This is a genomic window from Pseudomonas sp. 1D4 (genome assembly GCF_001728925.1).
Classification (GTDB): domain Bacteria; phylum Pseudomonadota; class Gammaproteobacteria; order Pseudomonadales; family Pseudomonadaceae; genus Metapseudomonas; species Metapseudomonas otitidis.
This window is the reverse complement of the sequence record NZ_LXJQ01000005.1, coordinates 1-17,304: the sequence shown is the minus strand read 5'-3', so window position 1 is coordinate 17,304 and position 17,304 is coordinate 1. Positions and strand designations below refer to the sequence as shown.

Genomic DNA, 17,304 nt, shown 5'->3' with positions numbered 1-17,304 from the left:
AGCCCGGCAGGGCCGGGCTTTCTCGGGGATCAGTTCATGCCGATCCAGTTGGGCAGTGCCAGGGAGATCCAGGGGACGTAGGTCACCAGGATGAGGAACAGCAACAGCAGCATCAGCCAGGGCATGGCGGCGCGGATGGTCTGGGTCAGCGGCATGCCGGTCACCGCGGAGGTGACGAACAGGTTGAGCCCCACCGGCGGCGTCACCAGGCCGATCTCCAGGTTCACCACCATGATGATGCCGAGGTGGATCGGGTCGATGCCCAGCTTCACGGCGATGGGGAACAGGATGGGCGCGAGGATCAGGATGATCGCCGACGGTTCCATGAACGCCCCGGCGATCAGCAGCACGATGTTCACCACCAGCAGGAAGGTCACCGGCGTGAGGCCGGCATCGATCACCCAGGCGGTGATCTGTTGCGGCAGTTGTTCGGTGGTCAGCACGTGGGCGAAGAGCATGGCGTTGGCGATGATGAACATCAGCATGATCGACAGCTTGCCCGACTCCAGCAGCACCTTCGGCACTTCGCGGAAGGTCATGTCCTTGTAGACGAACAGCGCGATGAAGGCCGAGTACACCGCCGCGACGGCGGCCGCCTCGGTGGGGGTGAACATGCCCGAGTAGATGCCGCCGAGGATGATCACCATCAGCAGCAGGCCCCAGACGGCACGGCGGGCGGCGGTCAGCCATTCGCGGAAGCTGGCGCGGGGCAGGGCGGGGAGGTTCTTTTTCACCGCGACGATGTAGATGGCCAGCATCAGCGCCACGCCGAGCAGCAGGCCGGGCACGACGCCGGCCATGAACAGCTTGCCCACCGAGGTTTCGGTGGCGGCGGCGTAGACCACCATGACGATCGACGGCGGGATGAGGATGCCCAGGGTGCCGGCGTTGCAGACGATGCCGGCGCCGAACGACTGCGGGTAGCCCGAGCGCACCATGCCGGCAATGGCGATGGAGCCCACGGCGGCGACGGTGGCGGGGCTGGAGCCGGAGAGCGCGGCGAACAGCATGCAGGCCATGACGGCGGCGATGGCCAGGCCGCCACGGATGTGGCCGACGCAGGCGTTGGCGAAGTCGATCAGCCGACGTGCGACGCCGCCGGTGGTCATGAAGGCGCCGGCCAGCAGGAAGAACGGGATCGCCAGCAGGGTGTAGTGCTCGGAGGTTTCGAACAGCTTGATGGCCAGCGAACGCACCGAGTCCGGGCTGAACAGCATGATGGTCACGGAGCCGGCCAGGCCCAGGGACACGCCGATGGGCACGCCCATGAACATGAGCAGGAACAGCAGGAGGAAGAGGAACAGGACGGTCATTTCGAGTCTTCCTTGTGCGGGCTGTCGTCGTGCTCGGAGAGCTTGACCGCTTCGGCGGCTTCATCCGCGAGGCCGAGGCCGGTCTGGCGGCCCTGCAGGATGCGCACGAGGACTTCGGCAAAGCGGATGAACACCAGGGCGAAGCCCAGGGGCAGGATCAGGCCGATGTGCCATTGCTGGATGCCGTAGTGGCCGAGGTCTTCGGCGCCGATGCCGGCGGTGAACAGGGTCTGTACCCATTCGAAGCTGGCGGTGGCCATCAGCCCGGCGTAGCCGAGGCAGCACAGGCAGGCGATGACGCCGATGATGCGCTGGGCCGGACGGGGGAACAGCTTGACCACCGCATCCACGCCGATGTGGCCGGCGGTGCGCACGCCGTAGGCGAGGCCGAAGAAGATCAGCCAGGCGAACAGGGCCTTGGTCAGCGAGTTGCTCCAGGTCATGGCCTGGGCCATGGCGAGGATGGAGTCGCCGATGCCGAACAGGGTTTCACTGGCCGACTCCCAACGGTCCGCCAGGTTGTAGAAGAGGGTGTAGAGGTTGTTGAGGATGACATAGACGAAGGTCACCAGCGTCATGGCCGCCAGGAGGAAGGCGATGAAGGCTTCCTCGAAGTGGTCCCAGACGCGCCGCAGGGCGTTCATGGATGCATCTCCCGATGGCTGGAGCAGACGACGGACGATGACCCGGTGGGCCATCGTCCGTGCGGGTGTTACTGGGCCTGGTTGGCGGCTTCGGCGGCTTTGATCAGGTCGGGGCCGATCTCGCCTTCGAACTTCTTCCACACCGGCTTCATGGCGTCGCGCCATGCGTTGCGCTGCTCGGGGGTGAGTTCGATGATTTCGCTGGTCTTGGCGTCGATGATGCGCTGCTTGTCACCCTGGTTGAGGGCTTCGGCCTGCTTGTTCACCTCTTCGGTGACTTCGACGGTGATCTTCTCCAGCTCGCTGCGGACATCAGCCGGCAGGCCGTTCCAGAACTGGGTGTTGGTGATCAGCATGTAGTCCAGCACGCCGTGGTTGGACTCAGTGATGTACTTCTGCACCTCGTGCATCTTCTGCGAGTAGATGTTCGACCAGGGGTTCTCTGCGCCATTCACCACGCCGGTCTGCAGGCCCTGGTAGACCTCGGCGAAGCTCATCTTGCGCGGGTTGGCGCGCACGGCCTTGAACTGCTCTTCCAGCACGGCGGAGGCCTGCACGCGGAACTTCAGGCCGCGGGCGTCCTTGGGCTCGCGCAGCGGCTTGTTGGCCGAGAGCTGCTTCATGCCGTTGTGCCAGTAGCCCAGGCCGGTGATGTTCTTGCTCTCCATGGACTTGAGCAGCTTCTGCCCTTCGGGGCTGTGCTGGAAGCGGTCAACGGCCTGGATGTCGTTGAACAGGAAGGGCAGGTCGAACAGTTGCACCTGCTTGGTGTACTGCTCGAACTTGGCCAGGGACGGGGCGATCATCTGCACGTCGCCCAGCAGCAGCGCTTCCATTTCCTTGCCGTCGCCGAACAGCGACGAGTTGGGATAGACCTCGACCTTCACCTTGCCGGCCAGACGCTCTTCCGCGAGTTTCTTGAACAGCAGTGCACCCTGGCCCTTGGGCGTGTGCTCGGCGACGACGTGGGAGAACTTGATGATGATGGGGTCGGCCGCATGGGCCAGACCGGCGGCGCCCAGTGCGAGCGCACAGGCGAGGGCTTTCAGAGCAGGTTTGAACATCAGATGTATCCTCTTGTTGTTCTGAGGTGGAACGTCCGTTCCATCAATCCGTTGGAGACAACAAGAGAGTCTAGGCGCCATCCCGGGTTTGGGGGTGGTGCAAAGGGCGCGGCTTGACTGTCGTTCTTGTTGGCTCGCGGCCTCAGAGGGAGCAAGTGTTGTGCCAGGGGATGGCGAGGCTGGAGGGTGCGCCGTTGCTGGGCTCCCGGGGTGGGGTGAATGTTGCGTGGCGGAAATCCGCCAATAGTGGGTGTTTTGGCTGGCGGATTTCCGCCATGTGCGGGCGCGGAGCGGCTGGCGCGCTCCGCGCCGTTTCTTCAGAACATCACGGCCAGGGTCAGTTGGCTGTAGACGTTGGTGCCGCTGCCGCCGACCTGATTGCCGCCGCTGGTCTCGTCACGGTCGGGGCGGTAGAGGCCGACCAGGGGGCTGATCAGCAGGTGGTCGTTGACCGCCCATTCCAGGTACAGGTCCAGCTCGTGGCCGTCGAGGTTGAGCTGCTCGTGGCGGTCCAGGGTGTTGAAGTCGAAATACAGGACGCCGAGGGTGAGGTTCTCCAACGGCTTGGCTGTCAGGCCGACATGGTGGATGCCGGTGTTGCGGTTGAACGGGCCGGCGTAGTTGGAGGCCACTTCACCCTGGAACCAGGTGCCGTAGCCGCTGGAGAAGCCGTTGAACATCGAGTCCCAGTCCTGGGAATAGCGGCTGTAGCGGTAGGTGAGCTTGGGCGCCCAGGCGACGTCGGCGAAGGTATAGCCGGCCTCGGTGTACCAGGCGGTTTCGCGGCCGGCGTCCTTGTCCTGCCAGGCGTATTCGAAGCCGAAGCTGGCGTTCTCGATGCCGGCGTCGCCTTCGCCGCGCAGGCTGTAGATGTCCATGCCTTCGCGCTGCTTCTGGAAGTCGCTGGCCCACTGATCGGTGACGTCGAGGCCATGTATCCAGGTCAGCCCCAGGGTGCCGGCCTTGCCGGTGTAGTCGAGGGTGCCGGCGGCCAGTTCGGTCTCGGCCTGGGCGCGGTTGTCGGATTTGAGCCAGAGCACGCTGCCGTGCAGGCCGTCCTGGCCACCCAGGCGCAGCACGGCAGTGCGGTCGAAGGCGTGGCGGGCGGCGATGTAGTAGGCGCCGCCGCGGTCGAGGGCGCCGTCGGCCGGGCCCTGGCCGAGGTTGGGGCCGTCGTCGTTGATCAGGAAGCCGGTGCCCAGCTTGACCACCTGGCGGCCGAAGGAGACATCGATGCCGTCCTCGCCCAGCACCGGCACCAGGTCGGCGGAGCGCCAGCCCAGGTTGGCGTCTTCGATCTTGGTGGTGCGCTCGCGGCCGAGGGTGTTGCCGGCCGGGTCGCCGTCGCCCCAGGTGGCCGAGCTGACCCAGTTGAGGGCGCCGTAGAGGGTGCCGTTGCCGGCCAGGCCCTGGGTGCCGCTGACGCCGTACTTGATGAAGCCCTCGCGCCAGGTGGAGCCGCCGGAGGTGCCGTCGTAGTTCTTGCGGCTGTTCATCATGCCGTAGACGGCCAGCAGGTCGGCATTCAGGTGGGTGTCCTCATCGGCGTAGAACTCGTAGGCGCGCGCGCCCTGGCTGGCGGCGAGCAGGGCCGCGCCCAGGGCGATGGCCTGTGCCAGCCTGTGCAGTCGGATCGGGTGCCCCATGGTGTGTCTCCCTTGCGTGGTGTTGTGCGTCCGGGGCGTCGGCCCCGTGGTGGGTTCGCATGCCGTGGCGCGGGGCGACGGCGGGGGCATTTGTGCGCCGATGGGGCTGGGCCGTCTTGTCCGTCCCTGCCAGGCGCTTGACCGCGCCGGACGTGGCCTGGCGGATGTCAGCCAGCTACAAGAGGGGCGGCAGGCAGGGGCAAGACGCTGGCGCGGGGCGGGGGCAAAGTGACCTGGACCCTGCACCGTTGCGCCGGTTTTGCGCAGCCCGGTGGGGGCGACAGACGGGCCTGGCGATGCGCCGAATGGCTGATAGGGGAACAGGGGTTGCCTTCATGCTCTGGCCAGGCCGGTGTCACGACAAATCAGAACAACAGACTCCGAGGTCCACCCACCATGTCGCTCAATGAACAGCTCAGCGTGCACCTGAGCCGAGGCTCGGTCGGCTTCCCGACGGCCCTGGCCAGTACCATCGGCCTGATCATGGCCAGCCCGGTCATCCTCACCGCCACCATGGGCTTCGGCATCGGCGGCAGCGCCTTCGCCATCGCCATGCTGATCGCCCTGGTGATGATGCTGGCGCAGTCCACCACCTTCGCCGAAGCCGCGTCGATGATCCCCACCACCGGCTCGGTGTACGACTACATCTCCTGCGGCATGGGGCGCTTCTTCGCCATCACCGGCACCATCGCGGCCTACCTGATCGTCCACGTGTTCGCCGGCACCGCCGAAACCATCCTCTCCGGGGTGATGGCGCTGGTGAACTTCGAGCACCTCAACACCCTGGCCGAGTCGGCGGGGGGCTCCTGGCTGCTGGGCGTGGGCTTCGTGGTGGTGTTCGGCATCCTCAATGCCTTTGGTGTCAGCGTGTTCGGCAAGGCCGAGGTGATCCTCACCTTCGGCATGTGGACCACGCTGATGGTGTTCGGCGTGCTCGGGGTGCTGGCCGCGCCGGCGGTCGAGCTGGACGGCTGGTTCGGCGCCTCCCTGGTGGGCACCGATGTGGTCACCGTGCTGTCCCTGGTGGGCATGGCGATGTTCATGTTCGTCGGCTGCGAGTTCGTCACCCCGCTGGCGCCGGACCTGCGCAACTCCGCCCGCACCATGCCCCGTGCCATGGCCCTGGGCCTGTGTGGCGTGGCCTCGTGCATGTTCATCTACGGCGCGGCGATGAAGCGCCAGGTGGAGAACGTGCTGCTGGACGAGGCCACCGGGGTGCACCTGCTGGATACGCCGATGGCCATCCCGCAGTTCGCCCAGCAGGTGATGGGCGACATCGGGCCGATCTGGCTGGGCATCGGCTTCCTCTTCGCCGGTGCGGCCACCATCAACACCCTGATGGCCGGCGTGCCGCGCATCCTCTATGGCATGGCGGTGGATGGCGCGCTGCCGAAGGTCTTCGCCTACCTGCACCCGCGCTTCAAGACCCCGGTGCTGTGCATTGCCGTGGCGATGCTGATCCCCTGCGCCCACGCGGCCTACCTGGGCGGCAACGCCGACCACATCGTGCCGTTGATCCTCGCGGCGGTCTGTGCCTGGGGCACGGCCTACCTGCTGGTGACGATCTCGGTGGTGCTGCTGCGCCTGCGTCGGCCGGACCTGCCGCGTGCCTACCGCTCGCCGTTCTTCCCGCTGCCGCAGATCGTCTCCAGCGTCGGCATCCTCATCGGCCTGTGGTTCATCGCCCCGCCGGGGATGAGCCGCAGCGACGTCTACGTGCCCTTTGCCGTGATGCTCAGCCTGACCGCCGCCTACGCGCTGTTCTGGACCCTGGTGGTGCAGCGGGTGAACCCGTTCCGCCCGGTGCCGGTGGAGGAGATCCTGGCGAAGGAGTTCAGCCACGAGCCGGGCATTCACCCTGCGGAGTTCCCGGGCCATGTTGCAAAGGCTGTCTGACCGGCTGGGCTGGAACCGCGCACCCTCGGGCTACCGCCCGGGGGTGACCCTGGCCCACCTGCGGCGTGACCTGGCCGGGCTGGACTGCGAGCCGCTGGGCCCCGGCCTGGCGCGTTTCGTGACGGCGGACGGGATGCCGTTCGAGGCCCGCGAGCGCACCCAGTCCGAGCTGCTGATGCACCTGGTGCTGGTGGAGTTCTCCCTCTGCGTGCCGTCCCGCGAGGAGGGCCCGGCGCGGTTGGCGCTGCGCCACACCGGGCTGGTGCGTCGCGAGGGGCTGGCGATCCGCCGCATGTCGGGTCAGGGCGAGACGCTGGAGGCGCTGGTGCACGCGCTGGAAGGCGACCCGGCGCTGAGGGCGGCGCTGATGCCGCTGGACTTCAAGCGCCTGGAACTGGAACGCACGGGCAGCACCTGGCAGGTGCGCCTGGAGCACATGGGCGCCAGCGAGGTGGTCAACCGCATGCCGGCCTTCCGTCGCTACATCCGCCTCGACGGGGCGCAGCGGGCCCTGCTGCTGGATGCGTTGCAGGCGCTGGCGCGGCTGCTGGCGCGCCATTGAGGGCGGGGCTCAGGTCTGGGCGGTGGATGCCTTCTTCATGCCGGGGATCAGCACCAGTTGGCGCAGGTCCGCCACCTTCAGATCGATGCTCTTGCCGCTGGGGGACAGCGCCAGCTCGCCCATGGCGAACACACGGAAGTAGTCCACCTCTTCCCGCAGCAGGCTGTCGAGGTAGCCCCGGAAGCGGTAGGCGTCCATCTGCTCCTTGGCGATGTAGAGGAACACCGGCTTGTTGTCGATGCGGTCGTAGAACTTCAGCTTGAAGCCGCTGCCGTAGCGGTCCACCAGCAAGGCACCGCCCTGCAGCACGCGGTTGGCGTTACCCAGCCGGGCGTAGCGGATGGCCTTGAAGTAAGCGGCGAGGGGCATCTCGCCTTCACCCACCACCCGCAGGCGCATGGCCTTGAAGTCCTCGTCGGACAGCTCCAGCCGTGCCTGCCGGTAGCACTCCACCAGGCGCTCCAGGCTGCTGGTGCGCTGGTTGGCGGAGGCGCGCTGGCGGGGCGTGCCGGCGTCTTCCTGCGGCTTGGCAGGGGCGGGGCTCGGTGCGGGTTTGGCGGTTGCAGCGGGCTCCTGGCCGGTCGCGGGGCGCTCGGCCAGGGGCTCGAACACGTCGATGTAGTCGTGCAGCTTGCGCCGCGCCTGGCGCAGCCGGGCCTCGGCTTCGCTCTCGCCGGGCAGGCGGCCGTCGGCGTCCTCCTCCTCGGTGCGCATCCACTCGCAGTCGGGGGCGTGGGGCGAGTGGGGGTTCTCGCGGAAGTGGGCGGCCTTGTAGGTCTCGTTCGGCTGCTTGTCGTAGTTGGCCGCCGTCACCTTGGTGCCCCGCGCGCGGCAGGCCGGGTTGGAGCAGAGGAAGTCGAAGCGGCTGCGCGGCTCCGGCAGGGAGAAGTACGCCCGCCGGGCTTCGGCGATGGACAGCACCTCGTCCAACTGGACGCAGTAGGCGCGGGTGATGGGGGCTTTGCTGGGCATCCGAGCGGTTCCCTGGCTGGAGGCAAGAGCGGCGATTATGCCGGCCCCGGCGGTGGCGGCAAATGGTTGGCTGGAGTGGACGCCGGGTGGGTGCTAGGGTCGTGGCGTTCGTGCATTCAACAAGGAGTGAGTCATGGCATCGCACAAGCTCAAGGGCGGCAGGCCCGTCGGCAGCGCCCGTTCGAAGGGCCGGGGAGGGCAGGCCGTACCCGGCAACCGCCAGGGCCGTGCCCCACGCAAGACCCGCTCGGGGGTGCCAGCACTGTTGATCGCCGGCGGGATCGTGCTGCTGGTGATCGGCCTCGCGGTACTGACCCGCTGAGGCTGGCAACGCGATTCAGAAGAGCCCCGGCCATCGTGCCGGGGCTTTTGCATTCAGAGGTCGAGCAGTGACGGCGCGATACCGAGCGCCCTGGCGATTTTCTCCCGGGTGGCCTTGCGCGGCCTGCTGGCTTGCTCCTGCTGCGCGTAGGCCGGTTGGCTGATCCCGATCCGGGCGGCCACTTCTGTCTGGGACAGACCCAGGTGACGGCGCCAGGCCGCAATCGGCGTCAGCCCGTCCTTCACCATGTGGCCCACCACCTCGTTGGGCACCCGGTCGGATTGCGGGTGGCTGGCGATGTACTGGGCATAGGGGATGACAACGAAGGCGGGCTTGCCCTCGGCGTCGTTGATGATCTGCACATCAGTAGGTGTGTTCATCGCGCTTCTTGACCTCTTCGATACTCACGATCTGGATGCCGCCGTCCCAGTCGAACAACACCCGGTAGTGGCCGACGCGCAGCCTGTAACCGTACGCGTGATGGACGAGCGCCTTGACGTTTTGCACGTCAGGCATGAAAGCCAGTGCCTGGACCGCGTCATAGAGACGCCGCTGGTCGTTGGGGGTGATCTTGCGGAGTTGCTTGACGGCCTTCCGTGTCCACTGGATCTCATTCATCCCGATGCCACTCAATATATAAGCAATATAAGTAACGTAACAGGTTTTTTTGTCAGGCGAGCCGAAGGCGTTGTAAGGGCGTTCCGGCTCTCCATGGCGCCTCTTCCCAACCGCAGGTGCCGTTCACGCTCCCCCGGCTGGGAGCCCCCTGAACGGGCCAACGTCGATTGGCACCAAACCTGCACAGGACGTGGCGTTGAGCCGCTGTTGCGCCTTCATCGATAACATGTTAACTATTCGCCGACAACAACAAGACAGCCACCCCAATGGAGGTGCCTATGAACGCCGCTCTCGCCGCCCAAGACGGTCTGGATGGCTGGAAAGCCGCGCTGCAAGCCATCTGCGGGAAGTTCGAAACCCAGATCGCCTTCAACCGTTCGCTGTTCATCGGCGACATTTCGCTGCGTGATCATTCCGGCCTCACGATGGCGCACCTGCGCACCAATGCCGGGCTCATCGCCCGCTCGTCGAACAAGGCCGACCACGACAACGACCAGCACTGCTTCCTGGTGAGCCAGCGCAGCGGGCATTCGCAGATCAGCCAGGACGGCGTGGCCATCCACCTCGCCCCCGGCGAGATGCTGCTGATGGATTCGGTCGGCTCCTGCGAGATCACCCCCTTCGGCCTGATCGAGCATTGCTCGCTGTCCCTGCCGCGCCGCGAGGTGGAGCAGGTGGTGAAGCAGCGCACCTTCGGCAAGATCCCCTCCGGTTGCTCCAGCGGGAAGATGCTGCACCTGCTGATGGACCAGCTCTGCCGCGAGGGCGAGGGGCCGGGCGAGGCGGGTGAGCGCGAGGCCATGCAGAGCGCCTTCATCTCGCTGCTGGCGCCGGCCATGGCCCAGTCCGACGAAGAGCTGCCGAGCAGCGAGCCCCTGCACGGCGCCAGCCTGCGCAGCCATGTGCAGAAGCTGATCGACGACTCCCTGTCCCAACCCAACCTCACCCCGCTGGGGTTGGCCAATCGCCTGAACATTTCCGTGCGCCACCTCTACCGACTGTTCGAGGAGCAGGGCGACAGCGTCTGCCGCTACATCCAGCGTTCGCGCCTGCAGCGCAGTGCCGCCGACCTGGCCAACCCGACCCTGCGTAGCGAGTCCATCACCGCCATCGCCTACAAATGGGGCTTCACCGACTCGGCGCACTTCAGCCGCTCGTTCAAGAAGCACTTCGAGCGTTCGCCGAAGGAGTACCGTGCGAGCGCTCTCATGGGGCCCGGCGGTCGCTGAGCCGCCCCCTGAAACGCACAGCGCCGGACGGCCACGAGGACCGCCCGGCGCTTTCGTTTGCAAGTGGTGATCAGGCCAGGCGCGTGGCCAGTGCCTCCACCTGTTGCTCAAGGAACGCGGCGAAGGCCGCACCCGGTTGCTGCAGGCCGATGAATTCCAGCAGCGGGTCCTCCACCGGCGTCCTCACCCCTGCCAGCGTCTCGATGGCCGCCAGCCCGCAGAAGGGCACGTAGGCTTCCGCATATCCCCCTTCGTGGACCAGCACTAGGCGTCCGTCGCAGAGCTGATCCGCCGCCTCCAGCAGCAGGGCGGTCATCTGCCGGAAGGAGTCGCTGTGCAGTTGCATGCGCGCCAGCGGGTCCACTGCGTTGGCGTCGTAGCCGCAGGCGACCACGATCAGTTGCGGGCGGAAGCGTGTCAGCGCCGGCACCACGATGCGGCGCATGGCATGCAGGTAGGCGTCGTGCCCGCTGCCGGCCGGCAGCGGGATGTTCAGGTTGAAGCCGAGCCCGTCGCCGATGCCGCGGTCCTCCACGCCGCCGTACCCGGGCGGGAAGCAGTTCTCCTGGTGCAGGGAGAGGGTCAGCACATCGCTGCGGGCCTCGTAGATGGACTGGGTGCCGTTGCCGTGGTGCACGTCCCAGTCCACTACTGCCACCCGCTCGATGCCGTGGCGCGCCCGCGCCGCCTCGATGGCGATGGGGATGTTGGCCAGCAGGCAGAAGCCCATGGCCTGGTCCGCCAGGCAGTGGTGGCCCGGCGGGCGGGAGAGGGCGTAGGCGTTGTCCGCCTCGCCCCGCAGCACCCGGTCCACCGCCTCGATGGCCAGCCCCGCCGAGCGCAGGGCGATGCCGTAGCTGCCCGGGCCCACCGGGGCTTCCGGGCCCAGCTCGCCGCCGCCGGCATCGCTCAACTGGCGGAAGCGCTCCAGGTAATGCGCCGGGTGGATGCGCAGCAGGTCCGCCTCGGTGGCAGGCGCGGCGCTGCCCATCTGCAGGTGCTCGGCAAGCCCGGACACCTCCACCAGATTCTTCAGCCGGCGCTTGGTCTCGGGGGATTCGGCGAATCCGGTGGCGGCTGGTGGCTGCACCCAGCCGCCCACCGGCAGGGTCAGCGCGCGCATGCCGGCGCTGTGCCAGAAGCAGTGTTCATCGGAAAGAAAGGCGGTACGGCGACTCATGAGGTGGCTCCAGTGGGATCGAGGGGGGTGAGCGTGGCGCCGGTGGGGCGACGCGCCAGGTGCAGGGCGAGGAACGACAGCAGCAGGCAGCCGGCGCTGACCGCCAGCATGCCGCTGTAGCCCAGCGGGCTTTCCAGCAGCGGGCCGGCGACGGCGGGGCCCAGGGCCAGGCCGCCGCCGATGACCAGGTTGACGCTGTTCATCAGCCGGCCGCTGCGGTCCAGGTCGGCCAGGCAGGCCAGGATCAGCGGCAGGACGAAGGTCCAGGTGTACTTGAACAGCAGCGCCGCCACCGCGAAGCGCAGGGTGCCGGGCAGCCCCAGCAGGAGCAGCACCGACGCCGCCATGGCGGCGTAGCCCAGCACCAGCGGCAGCCCCCGGGGCCAGCGCCCGCCGATCAGGGTGACGCTGGCCGAGCCGGCGATGCCCAGCAGCGAGGCCACCGCCAGCAGGGTGCGGGTGGTGTCCGGGTCGACGCCGGCCCGCTCGGCCAGGGCGCCGATGAAGGTCCACACCCCGCTCAGGCCGATGTAGAAGGCCAGCACCGCAAACAGCCCGCACCAGGCCCGCAGGCGCGAGGGGCTGGCGGCCTGCACGCGGGCCTCCTGTGCCTTCATCCCGGCCGGGAAGGCGCGGGTGAGCGGCAGGCACAGCAGCATCATTCCGGCCAGCCCGAGGTACAACGCGGCCAGGCCGACGTGCGCGAACAGCAGCGGCAGCACCCACAGTCCTACTGCGCCCAGCACCAGTTGGCCGATCAGCCAGAAGCCATAGACCCGGTCACGCTGGTCGCTGGCCACCGCGCTGGCGATGCACAGCACCATCAGCGTGCCGCCGGCCAGGGCGCTGGTGAAGCGCAGGCCCATCAGCAGGGGCAGGTAGGTCTTGTCGGTGATGAAGGCCGAGGCCAGGTTGGCGACGATGAACAGCAGGGCCGCGACCCGTGCCACCCAGCGCCAGTCCAGGCGTGTCTGCCAGAGGTAGGCGGGCAGGGTGGCCAGGCTCATGGCCGCCAGCTCGATGGAGAACAGTTGGCCGATGGCGGCGGCGCCCAGGCCGAGCTGGTGGGCCAACTGGGTGGCGATGGCGGGTGCGGCCATCAGCACCAGGGGCACCACGGCGGCGAACAGCACGATGGCGCAGAGACGCTCGCGGGGCAGCCCCGCCGATTCCTGTGTGGTCATGACGGGGCCCTCAGAAGACGTGGACATAGCGCAGCAGCACGTTGCTCTGCTCGAAGGCGTTGGTGGTGGCGACGTTGCGGGTCACTCCCAGCAGCACCTGGTTCTGCCGGTCCAGCCAGTGGCCCACTTCGAAGCCCACCTGGCTGTAGCGCTGGTGGGTGTCGTCCAGGGTCCGGCCGTTGAGTTCCAGTTCGCCGCCGTCGGCGTGGATCAGGCGCAGGGCGCCATAGGTGCTGGGAGTGAAGTCGTAGGAGGCGAAGGCCTGCAGGCGGTAGAGCGGCTTCTGCTCCAGGTCCTGGCCGAAGTAGTCGTCGTTCTTGCCGTAGAGCTGGGTTTCCAGGTTGGCTTCGAGCATCCAGCGTTCGCCGATGCCCTGGGTGTAGTTGTAGTTGAGGTGCAGCGCCCAGCGGTTGGCGCCGGGGGAGGCATCGGGGTTGCGCCCGTGGTACTCGCCCAGGGGCACGCTGAGCATGGTCAGCAGGCCGCTGTAGGTGCGGCGCTGCGGGTCGTTGATGAAGAACAGCGTGCCGCCCACCTGAGGGTCGCCCAGGCCGCGTTCCGAGCTGCGGCTGGCGCTGCCGGGCGTGCGGATGTCGATGTCGGCGTAGGAGACGATGAACTGCGGCGTGCACAGCGTGCCGCAGAGGTCGGTGAATAGCAGTTGGCGCCAGGCGAAGGCGTTCACCGCCAGGTCGGCCTTGCCGCTGGAGCCGGGGCCGTGGAATTCGCTGGCGCGGGTCATGGGCAGGTAGCCGACGCCGAGCACGGTGCCGACCGGGGCGGAGACGAAGTCCCGCGCGTTGAGGTCGGCGGCGTGGGCCGGGGCGGTCAGCGCCAGGGGCGCGAGGGCGAGCAGGAGCGGAGTACGGCGGGTGAGCATGGGGCGGTCCTCGGGTCTGTGGGCAAAAGGGTTCCCATCCCGCCGGGCGGGCCGGCAGGCGGGGCTTGCTGTGAGGGGGAGCGGGCGTCAGCCCGTTTGGTGCAGCAACTGGCTGATGCCGGCCTTGCCGTTCACGCCGAGCTTGTCGTAGATGCTGCGGATGTGATGGCGCACGGTGTTGGGCGCCACGCCCAGTTCACGGGCGATTTCCTTGTAGGTGCGGCCGCTGCCGAAGCGCTGGGCGATCTCCGCCTCGCGGGCGCTCAGGCAGGCCATGGCCGGGGCACGACGGGCGCTGACCAGGAACAGGTCGCCGACCTGCTTGGACTGCAGGTACAGGTTGCGCCCGCTGAAGCCCTCGGGCTTCACCTCGTCCGGCAGTTGGGGGCCGTTCCACTGGGGCCACTCGCGCAGCAGCAGGTCGACGAAGCCGGGCTCGACGAAGTGCAGCAGACCGTGCCGGTCGCACACTGCCAGCGCCGTGGCGGTGGGGCCTTCAAGGCTTTCCCGGTGGGTGACCAGGCTGCGCAACTGGTTCAGCCCTTCGGCGGCCACCAGATGGGGCATGCACAGGTCGAAGAGGAAGCGCTCCTGGGCATTGAACGGGGCTGCGCCCTCGCGGCGGTAGAGCGCCAGGTGCACGCTGAGGCGGCTCTGCGGGTCCATGTGCACCCCGCAGAGCAGTTCGCGGAAGCCGTGGCGTTGGCCCAGCCAGCGCAGCCCGGGGGAGCTGGCGTCGGACTGGGTGTCGATGACCACCGAGTGGCCCGGGTCGGCGTGGGCACGCTGCACGGTCGGGTCCTGGTCGCGGATGGATTGCCAGTCCGCCAGGTAGTGGCTGGGCAGGTTGTAGAGCTGGGTGCTGTGCTCGCAGGGCAGGCCGTCGATCAGGGCGGCACGGCCCCACCAGGCCTTGTCGAAGTCGATCAACTGGCGCAGGCGGGCCAGCACGCCGGCGTGGAAGCGCTGCATGGCGCGTTCCTGGGCCAGGCGGGTGAGGTCCAGCAGCAGGGCGTTGTAGGCGCCGATCTGCCGGGGCGTGATCTGGATATCGGTGAGTGCGGACATGCAAAGCACCTCGCTGCGACTTTGTTGTTTTTGTAGTCATCAGTGGGCGGCCGGTGTCGGGACGACGGGGCAGGGCCATGGCGCGAGTATCTCCAGCGCCGGCAGGCCCCACCATCCTGCAAATGCAGGATGGTGGGGGTGTTCAGACGAACGCGCCGGGGGCTTCCGGCAGGGTGGCGCCGCCGTCCACCACCAGCGTCTGGCCGGTGATGTAGGCGGCCTGCTCGGAGGCCAGGAACAGCATGGCGCCGGCAATGTCGGCCGGCTCCCCCAGGCGCCCGAGGGGCACGCTGCGGGCGATGGCCTCGGCATGGCCGGCATCCCCCAGGTTGGCCATCGCCGGGGTGCGGATCATCCCCGGCTCCACGCCGTTCACCCGCACCCGGTCGCCGGCCAGTTCCAGGGCTGCGTTGCGGATGAAGCCGTTGACCCCGGCTTTGGACGCGGCGTAGTGGGTCAGCCCCGGGTAGGCGACGCGCGGGCCGGTGACCGAGGAGGTCACCAGCAGGCTGCCGCCCCCGGCCCGGCGCAGCAGCGGCAGAGCGCCCTGGGCGAGCCAGAACAGCGCACCGAGGTTGACCGCCAGGGTGCGCGCCAGCCGGGCTTCGTCCAGTTGCTCCAGAGGCGTGAGGGGGAAGTAGGCGGCGTTGTGCACCACCACGTCCAGGCGCTCCAGCCCGGCCATCAGCGCCTCGATGGCGCGGCGCTCGGCCAGGTCCACCGCGTAGGCACGGGCGGCCCGGCCCTGGTCACGCAACCGGGCGGCCACGGCCTCGGCCGGTGCGGCCTGGAGGTCGACGATCAGCACCTCCGCCCCGGCTGCCGAGAAGGCCTCGACGATGGCCAGGCCGATGCCCTGGGCGCCGCCGGTGACCAGCACCGTCTGGCCGCTGAAGGCGCCGCTCATGGCGCACCGCCCAGGCGCTCGAAGGCCAGGGTGGGGACGTCCACCACCGTCGCGCCGCCATCGGCCACCAGCGTCGTGCCGGTGATGATCGAGGCCTCGTCGCTGACCAGGAAGCGGCACAGCGCGGCGATCTCTTCCGGCCAGGCCGGCCGGCGCAGCGGCACGTCCGCCGTGACGCGGGCGTAGGCGCTGTCCAGGTCCTCGCCGTAATGGGCCATCAGCGGCTGCATCTCGGCATCGGCCATGGGCGTGCGCACCCAGCCCGGGCACACGCAGTTCACCCGCACGCCGTGGGGGCCGTAGTCCCGCGCGAGCGAGCGGTTCAGGCCCAGCAGGGCGTGCTTGGCGGTGGTGTAGCCGCACACCTCGGGGCCGGCGGCGAGGGAGGCGATGGAGCCGAGCAGGACGATGCTGCCGCGCCGATCCAGCAGCAGCGGCAGGCAGGCTCGGGCGCTCTGGAAGGCACTGCCGAGGTTGCTGTGCAGGGCGCCGTTCCAGGCCTCGTCGTCGGTCTGGATCGCGCTGCCCAGGCCGTGGCCGCCGGCGCAGGCGATCAGCGCATCGAGCCCGCCGAAGCGCGCCCTCACGCGCTCGACGAAGCCCGCCCAGTCCGCACTGCTGGCGGCATCGCCCACCAGCACCAGGCCGCCGGTAGCGGCAGCGACCCGCTCCAGCGGCTCACGGCGACGCCCCACCAGCACCAGTTGGGCGCCGTCCTCGGCCAGGCGCCGGGCGCAGGCCTCGCCGATGCCGGTGCCGGCCCCGGTGATGAGGACGGTGCGCTCACGCATCGCCGTACTCCGTGCGGTTGAGCACGTCGCAATGGGAGCTCACCGGGAAGTTGGAGAGGGCGGCGAAGTCGGCATCGGCGTAGCCGAAGATCTTGCCGTCGCTGCGGTGGGCCTTCAGGTCGATCATCACCAGCCCCAGGGTGGGGACGATCTTCTCCCGCCAGACGAACAGGTAGAGCTCATCGGCGATGCGGTAGTAGTGGCAGCGGTCGGTGTCGCACAGACCCTGCTCGACGCCGGCCAGGCATTGCCAGGTGTAGAACTGCTCGTTGAGGTAGATGTGCTCGTAGACCTCGGTGGGGCTGTAGCGGTAGCGGTTGCGCAGGCCCACCAGCTCGGCGGTCGGCGCGTGGGGGCAGGCGCCCGGCTCCCAGGGGCGGTCCAGGGTGCCGTGGAGGAACTGCACGGACACGTCGGTGAGGTCGCGCCCCTCCAGCGCCCGGCGGTACAGGCCCTGCTCGGTGGCCTCGCGCTGCGGCAACTGGCCGAGCACCGCGGTGAAGGACTGGCTGAGGGTGTCCAGCACCAGGCTCACCGACCAGGCCTGGCCGTTCTCGTGCTTGATGAAGTCCACCAGGTACAGCCCCGGCCGCACCGACGTGGCGCGGTAGGGCGAGCGCCCGCTCGCGCTGCCGTCGGCCAGCGCCCAGTCCAACTGGCCGTCGACGAAGGCATGGGCGATGCGCCAGCCGTTCTCGAACACCAGCTCGAAGCGGTGGCCATCCAGGTCCGCCAGGTTGGGCAGGATGAACGCCCCCGGGGCAAAGCCCTCGGCCAGCGCGCCTACGGTGATCCAGTCGGTTGATGCGGTCATGGGAAGCTCCTTGTGCAATGGAACCTCCATGGTCCGCGCTGGCGGGCGGGGCGGGTATCAACCGGATGGTTGAGGGCGGTTGACACCGCCCAGTGGCGCAACCGTACACAGCTATCGGAAGCGCCTGATGGAATCCCCCTAATACAAACAGTCAGTCTCCGTCCTCCCAGTTCCAAAGGACGGAGCACAGCATGTTCAACCCCGCCAACCAGGT

At 68.4% G+C, this 17,304-nt stretch carries 18 protein-coding genes; 4 read left to right on the top strand and 14 right to left on the bottom strand.

Features of this window, described 5'->3' with window-relative positions; genetic code table 11:
- Window positions 1-29: 29 nt before the first annotated feature.
- The 4 genes from dctM to A7D27_RS03825 all read right to left on the bottom strand — a co-directional run bounded on the left by dctM (window position 30) and on the right by A7D27_RS03825 (window position 4,667).
- Complete coding sequence (gene dctM / locus A7D27_RS03840; protein ID WP_069559632.1) at window positions 30-1,313, bottom strand: C4-dicarboxylate TRAP transporter large permease protein DctM; 1,284 nt, start codon at window positions 1,311-1,313, stop codon at window positions 30-32.
- A complete protein-coding gene (locus tag A7D27_RS03835; RefSeq protein WP_069559631.1) occupies window positions 1,310-1,957 on the bottom strand; it encodes a TRAP transporter small permease in 648 nt (215 codons plus the stop codon). The genes dctM and A7D27_RS03835 overlap by 4 nt, the downstream gene beginning before the upstream one ends.
- Before the next feature lie 68 nt (window positions 1,958-2,025).
- Window positions 2,026-3,021, bottom strand: a complete 996-nt coding sequence (gene dctP, locus A7D27_RS03830; protein ID WP_069559630.1) for a C4-dicarboxylate TRAP substrate-binding protein DctP — start codon at window positions 3,019-3,021, stop codon at window positions 2,026-2,028.
- A 317-nt stretch (window positions 3,022-3,338) separates the two neighbouring features.
- Window positions 3,339-4,667, bottom strand: coding sequence for a hypothetical protein (locus A7D27_RS03825; RefSeq protein WP_069564126.1), 1,329 nt, complete (start codon window positions 4,665-4,667; stop codon window positions 3,339-3,341).
- Window positions 4,668-5,063: 396 nt separating this feature from the next.
- On the opposite strand from A7D27_RS03825, the gene A7D27_RS03820 reads away from it, so the two are divergent.
- Both A7D27_RS03820 and A7D27_RS03815 read left to right on the top strand, forming a co-directional pair.
- The gene (locus A7D27_RS03820) at window positions 5,064-6,563 is read left to right on the top strand and encodes an APC family permease (protein WP_069564125.1); all 1,500 of its coding nucleotides are present in this window, start codon (window positions 5,064-5,066) and stop codon (window positions 6,561-6,563) included.
- Window positions 6,544-7,125, top strand: coding sequence for a DUF3156 family protein (locus tag A7D27_RS03815; RefSeq protein ID WP_083265514.1), 582 nt, complete (start codon window positions 6,544-6,546; stop codon window positions 7,123-7,125). Before A7D27_RS03820 ends, A7D27_RS03815 begins: the two co-directional genes overlap by 20 nt.
- Window positions 7,126-7,134: 9 nt before the next feature.
- Here A7D27_RS03815 and A7D27_RS03810 read toward each other — a convergent pair whose 3' ends face one another.
- Window positions 7,135-8,097: a hypothetical protein gene (locus tag A7D27_RS03810; protein WP_069559627.1), complete on the bottom strand. Its 963-nt coding sequence runs from the start codon at window positions 8,095-8,097 to the stop codon at window positions 7,135-7,137.
- 133 nt (window positions 8,098-8,230) lie between these two features.
- Between A7D27_RS03810 and A7D27_RS03805 the strand changes: the two genes are divergently transcribed.
- A complete protein-coding gene (locus A7D27_RS03805; protein WP_069564123.1) occupies window positions 8,231-8,419 on the top strand; it encodes a hypothetical protein in 189 nt (62 codons plus the stop codon).
- A gap of 53 nt (window positions 8,420-8,472) precedes the next feature.
- On the opposite strand, the gene A7D27_RS03800 is transcribed toward A7D27_RS03805, so the two are convergent.
- Window positions 8,473-8,799 (bottom strand): helix-turn-helix domain-containing protein, encoded by a 327-nt coding sequence (locus A7D27_RS03800; protein WP_069564122.1) that lies wholly within the window; start codon window positions 8,797-8,799, stop codon window positions 8,473-8,475.
- Window positions 8,783-9,037 (bottom strand): type II toxin-antitoxin system RelE/ParE family toxin, encoded by a 255-nt coding sequence (locus tag A7D27_RS03795; protein ID WP_044412180.1) that lies wholly within the window; start codon window positions 9,035-9,037, stop codon window positions 8,783-8,785. Before A7D27_RS03795 ends, A7D27_RS03800 begins: the two co-directional genes overlap by 17 nt.
- 278 nt (window positions 9,038-9,315) lie before the next feature.
- Between A7D27_RS03795 and feaR the strand changes: the two genes are divergently transcribed.
- Complete coding sequence (gene feaR, locus A7D27_RS03790; RefSeq protein ID WP_069564121.1) at window positions 9,316-10,266, top strand: transcriptional regulator FeaR; 951 nt, start codon at window positions 9,316-9,318, stop codon at window positions 10,264-10,266.
- Between the two features lie 70 nt (window positions 10,267-10,336).
- Here feaR and A7D27_RS03785 read toward each other — a convergent pair whose 3' ends face one another.
- The 7 genes from A7D27_RS03785 to A7D27_RS03755 all read right to left on the bottom strand — a co-directional run bounded on the left by A7D27_RS03785 (window position 10,337) and on the right by A7D27_RS03755 (window position 17,090).
- On the bottom strand, window positions 10,337-11,446 hold the full coding sequence (locus tag A7D27_RS03785; protein WP_069564120.1) for a class II histone deacetylase: 1,110 nt from the start codon (window positions 11,444-11,446) through the stop codon (window positions 10,337-10,339).
- Window positions 11,443-12,630 carry an MFS transporter gene (locus tag A7D27_RS03780; RefSeq protein ID WP_069564119.1) on the bottom strand — a complete coding sequence of 396 codons (1,188 nt, stop codon included), beginning with the start codon at window positions 12,628-12,630 and terminating at the stop codon, window positions 11,443-11,445. The genes A7D27_RS03785 and A7D27_RS03780 overlap by 4 nt, the downstream gene beginning before the upstream one ends.
- Before the next feature lie 10 nt (window positions 12,631-12,640).
- Complete coding sequence (locus A7D27_RS03775; RefSeq protein ID WP_069564118.1) at window positions 12,641-13,510, bottom strand: transporter; 870 nt, start codon at window positions 13,508-13,510, stop codon at window positions 12,641-12,643.
- An 87-nt stretch (window positions 13,511-13,597) separates the two neighbouring features.
- A complete protein-coding gene (locus tag A7D27_RS03770; protein WP_069564117.1) occupies window positions 13,598-14,578 on the bottom strand; it encodes a LuxR C-terminal-related transcriptional regulator in 981 nt (326 codons plus the stop codon).
- A 142-nt stretch (window positions 14,579-14,720) separates the two neighbouring features.
- A complete protein-coding gene (locus tag A7D27_RS03765; RefSeq protein ID WP_069564116.1) occupies window positions 14,721-15,485 on the bottom strand; it encodes an SDR family oxidoreductase in 765 nt (254 codons plus the stop codon).
- Entirely contained in the window at window positions 15,482-16,276 is a 795-nt protein-coding gene (locus A7D27_RS03760) for an SDR family NAD(P)-dependent oxidoreductase (RefSeq protein WP_069564115.1), read from the bottom strand. The genes A7D27_RS03765 and A7D27_RS03760 overlap by 4 nt, the downstream gene beginning before the upstream one ends.
- Window positions 16,269-17,090: a molybdenum cofactor biosynthesis F family protein gene (locus A7D27_RS03755; protein ID WP_069564114.1), complete on the bottom strand. Its 822-nt coding sequence runs from the start codon at window positions 17,088-17,090 to the stop codon at window positions 16,269-16,271. Before A7D27_RS03755 ends, A7D27_RS03760 begins: the two co-directional genes overlap by 8 nt.
- Between the last annotated feature and the right edge of the window lie 214 nt (window positions 17,091-17,304).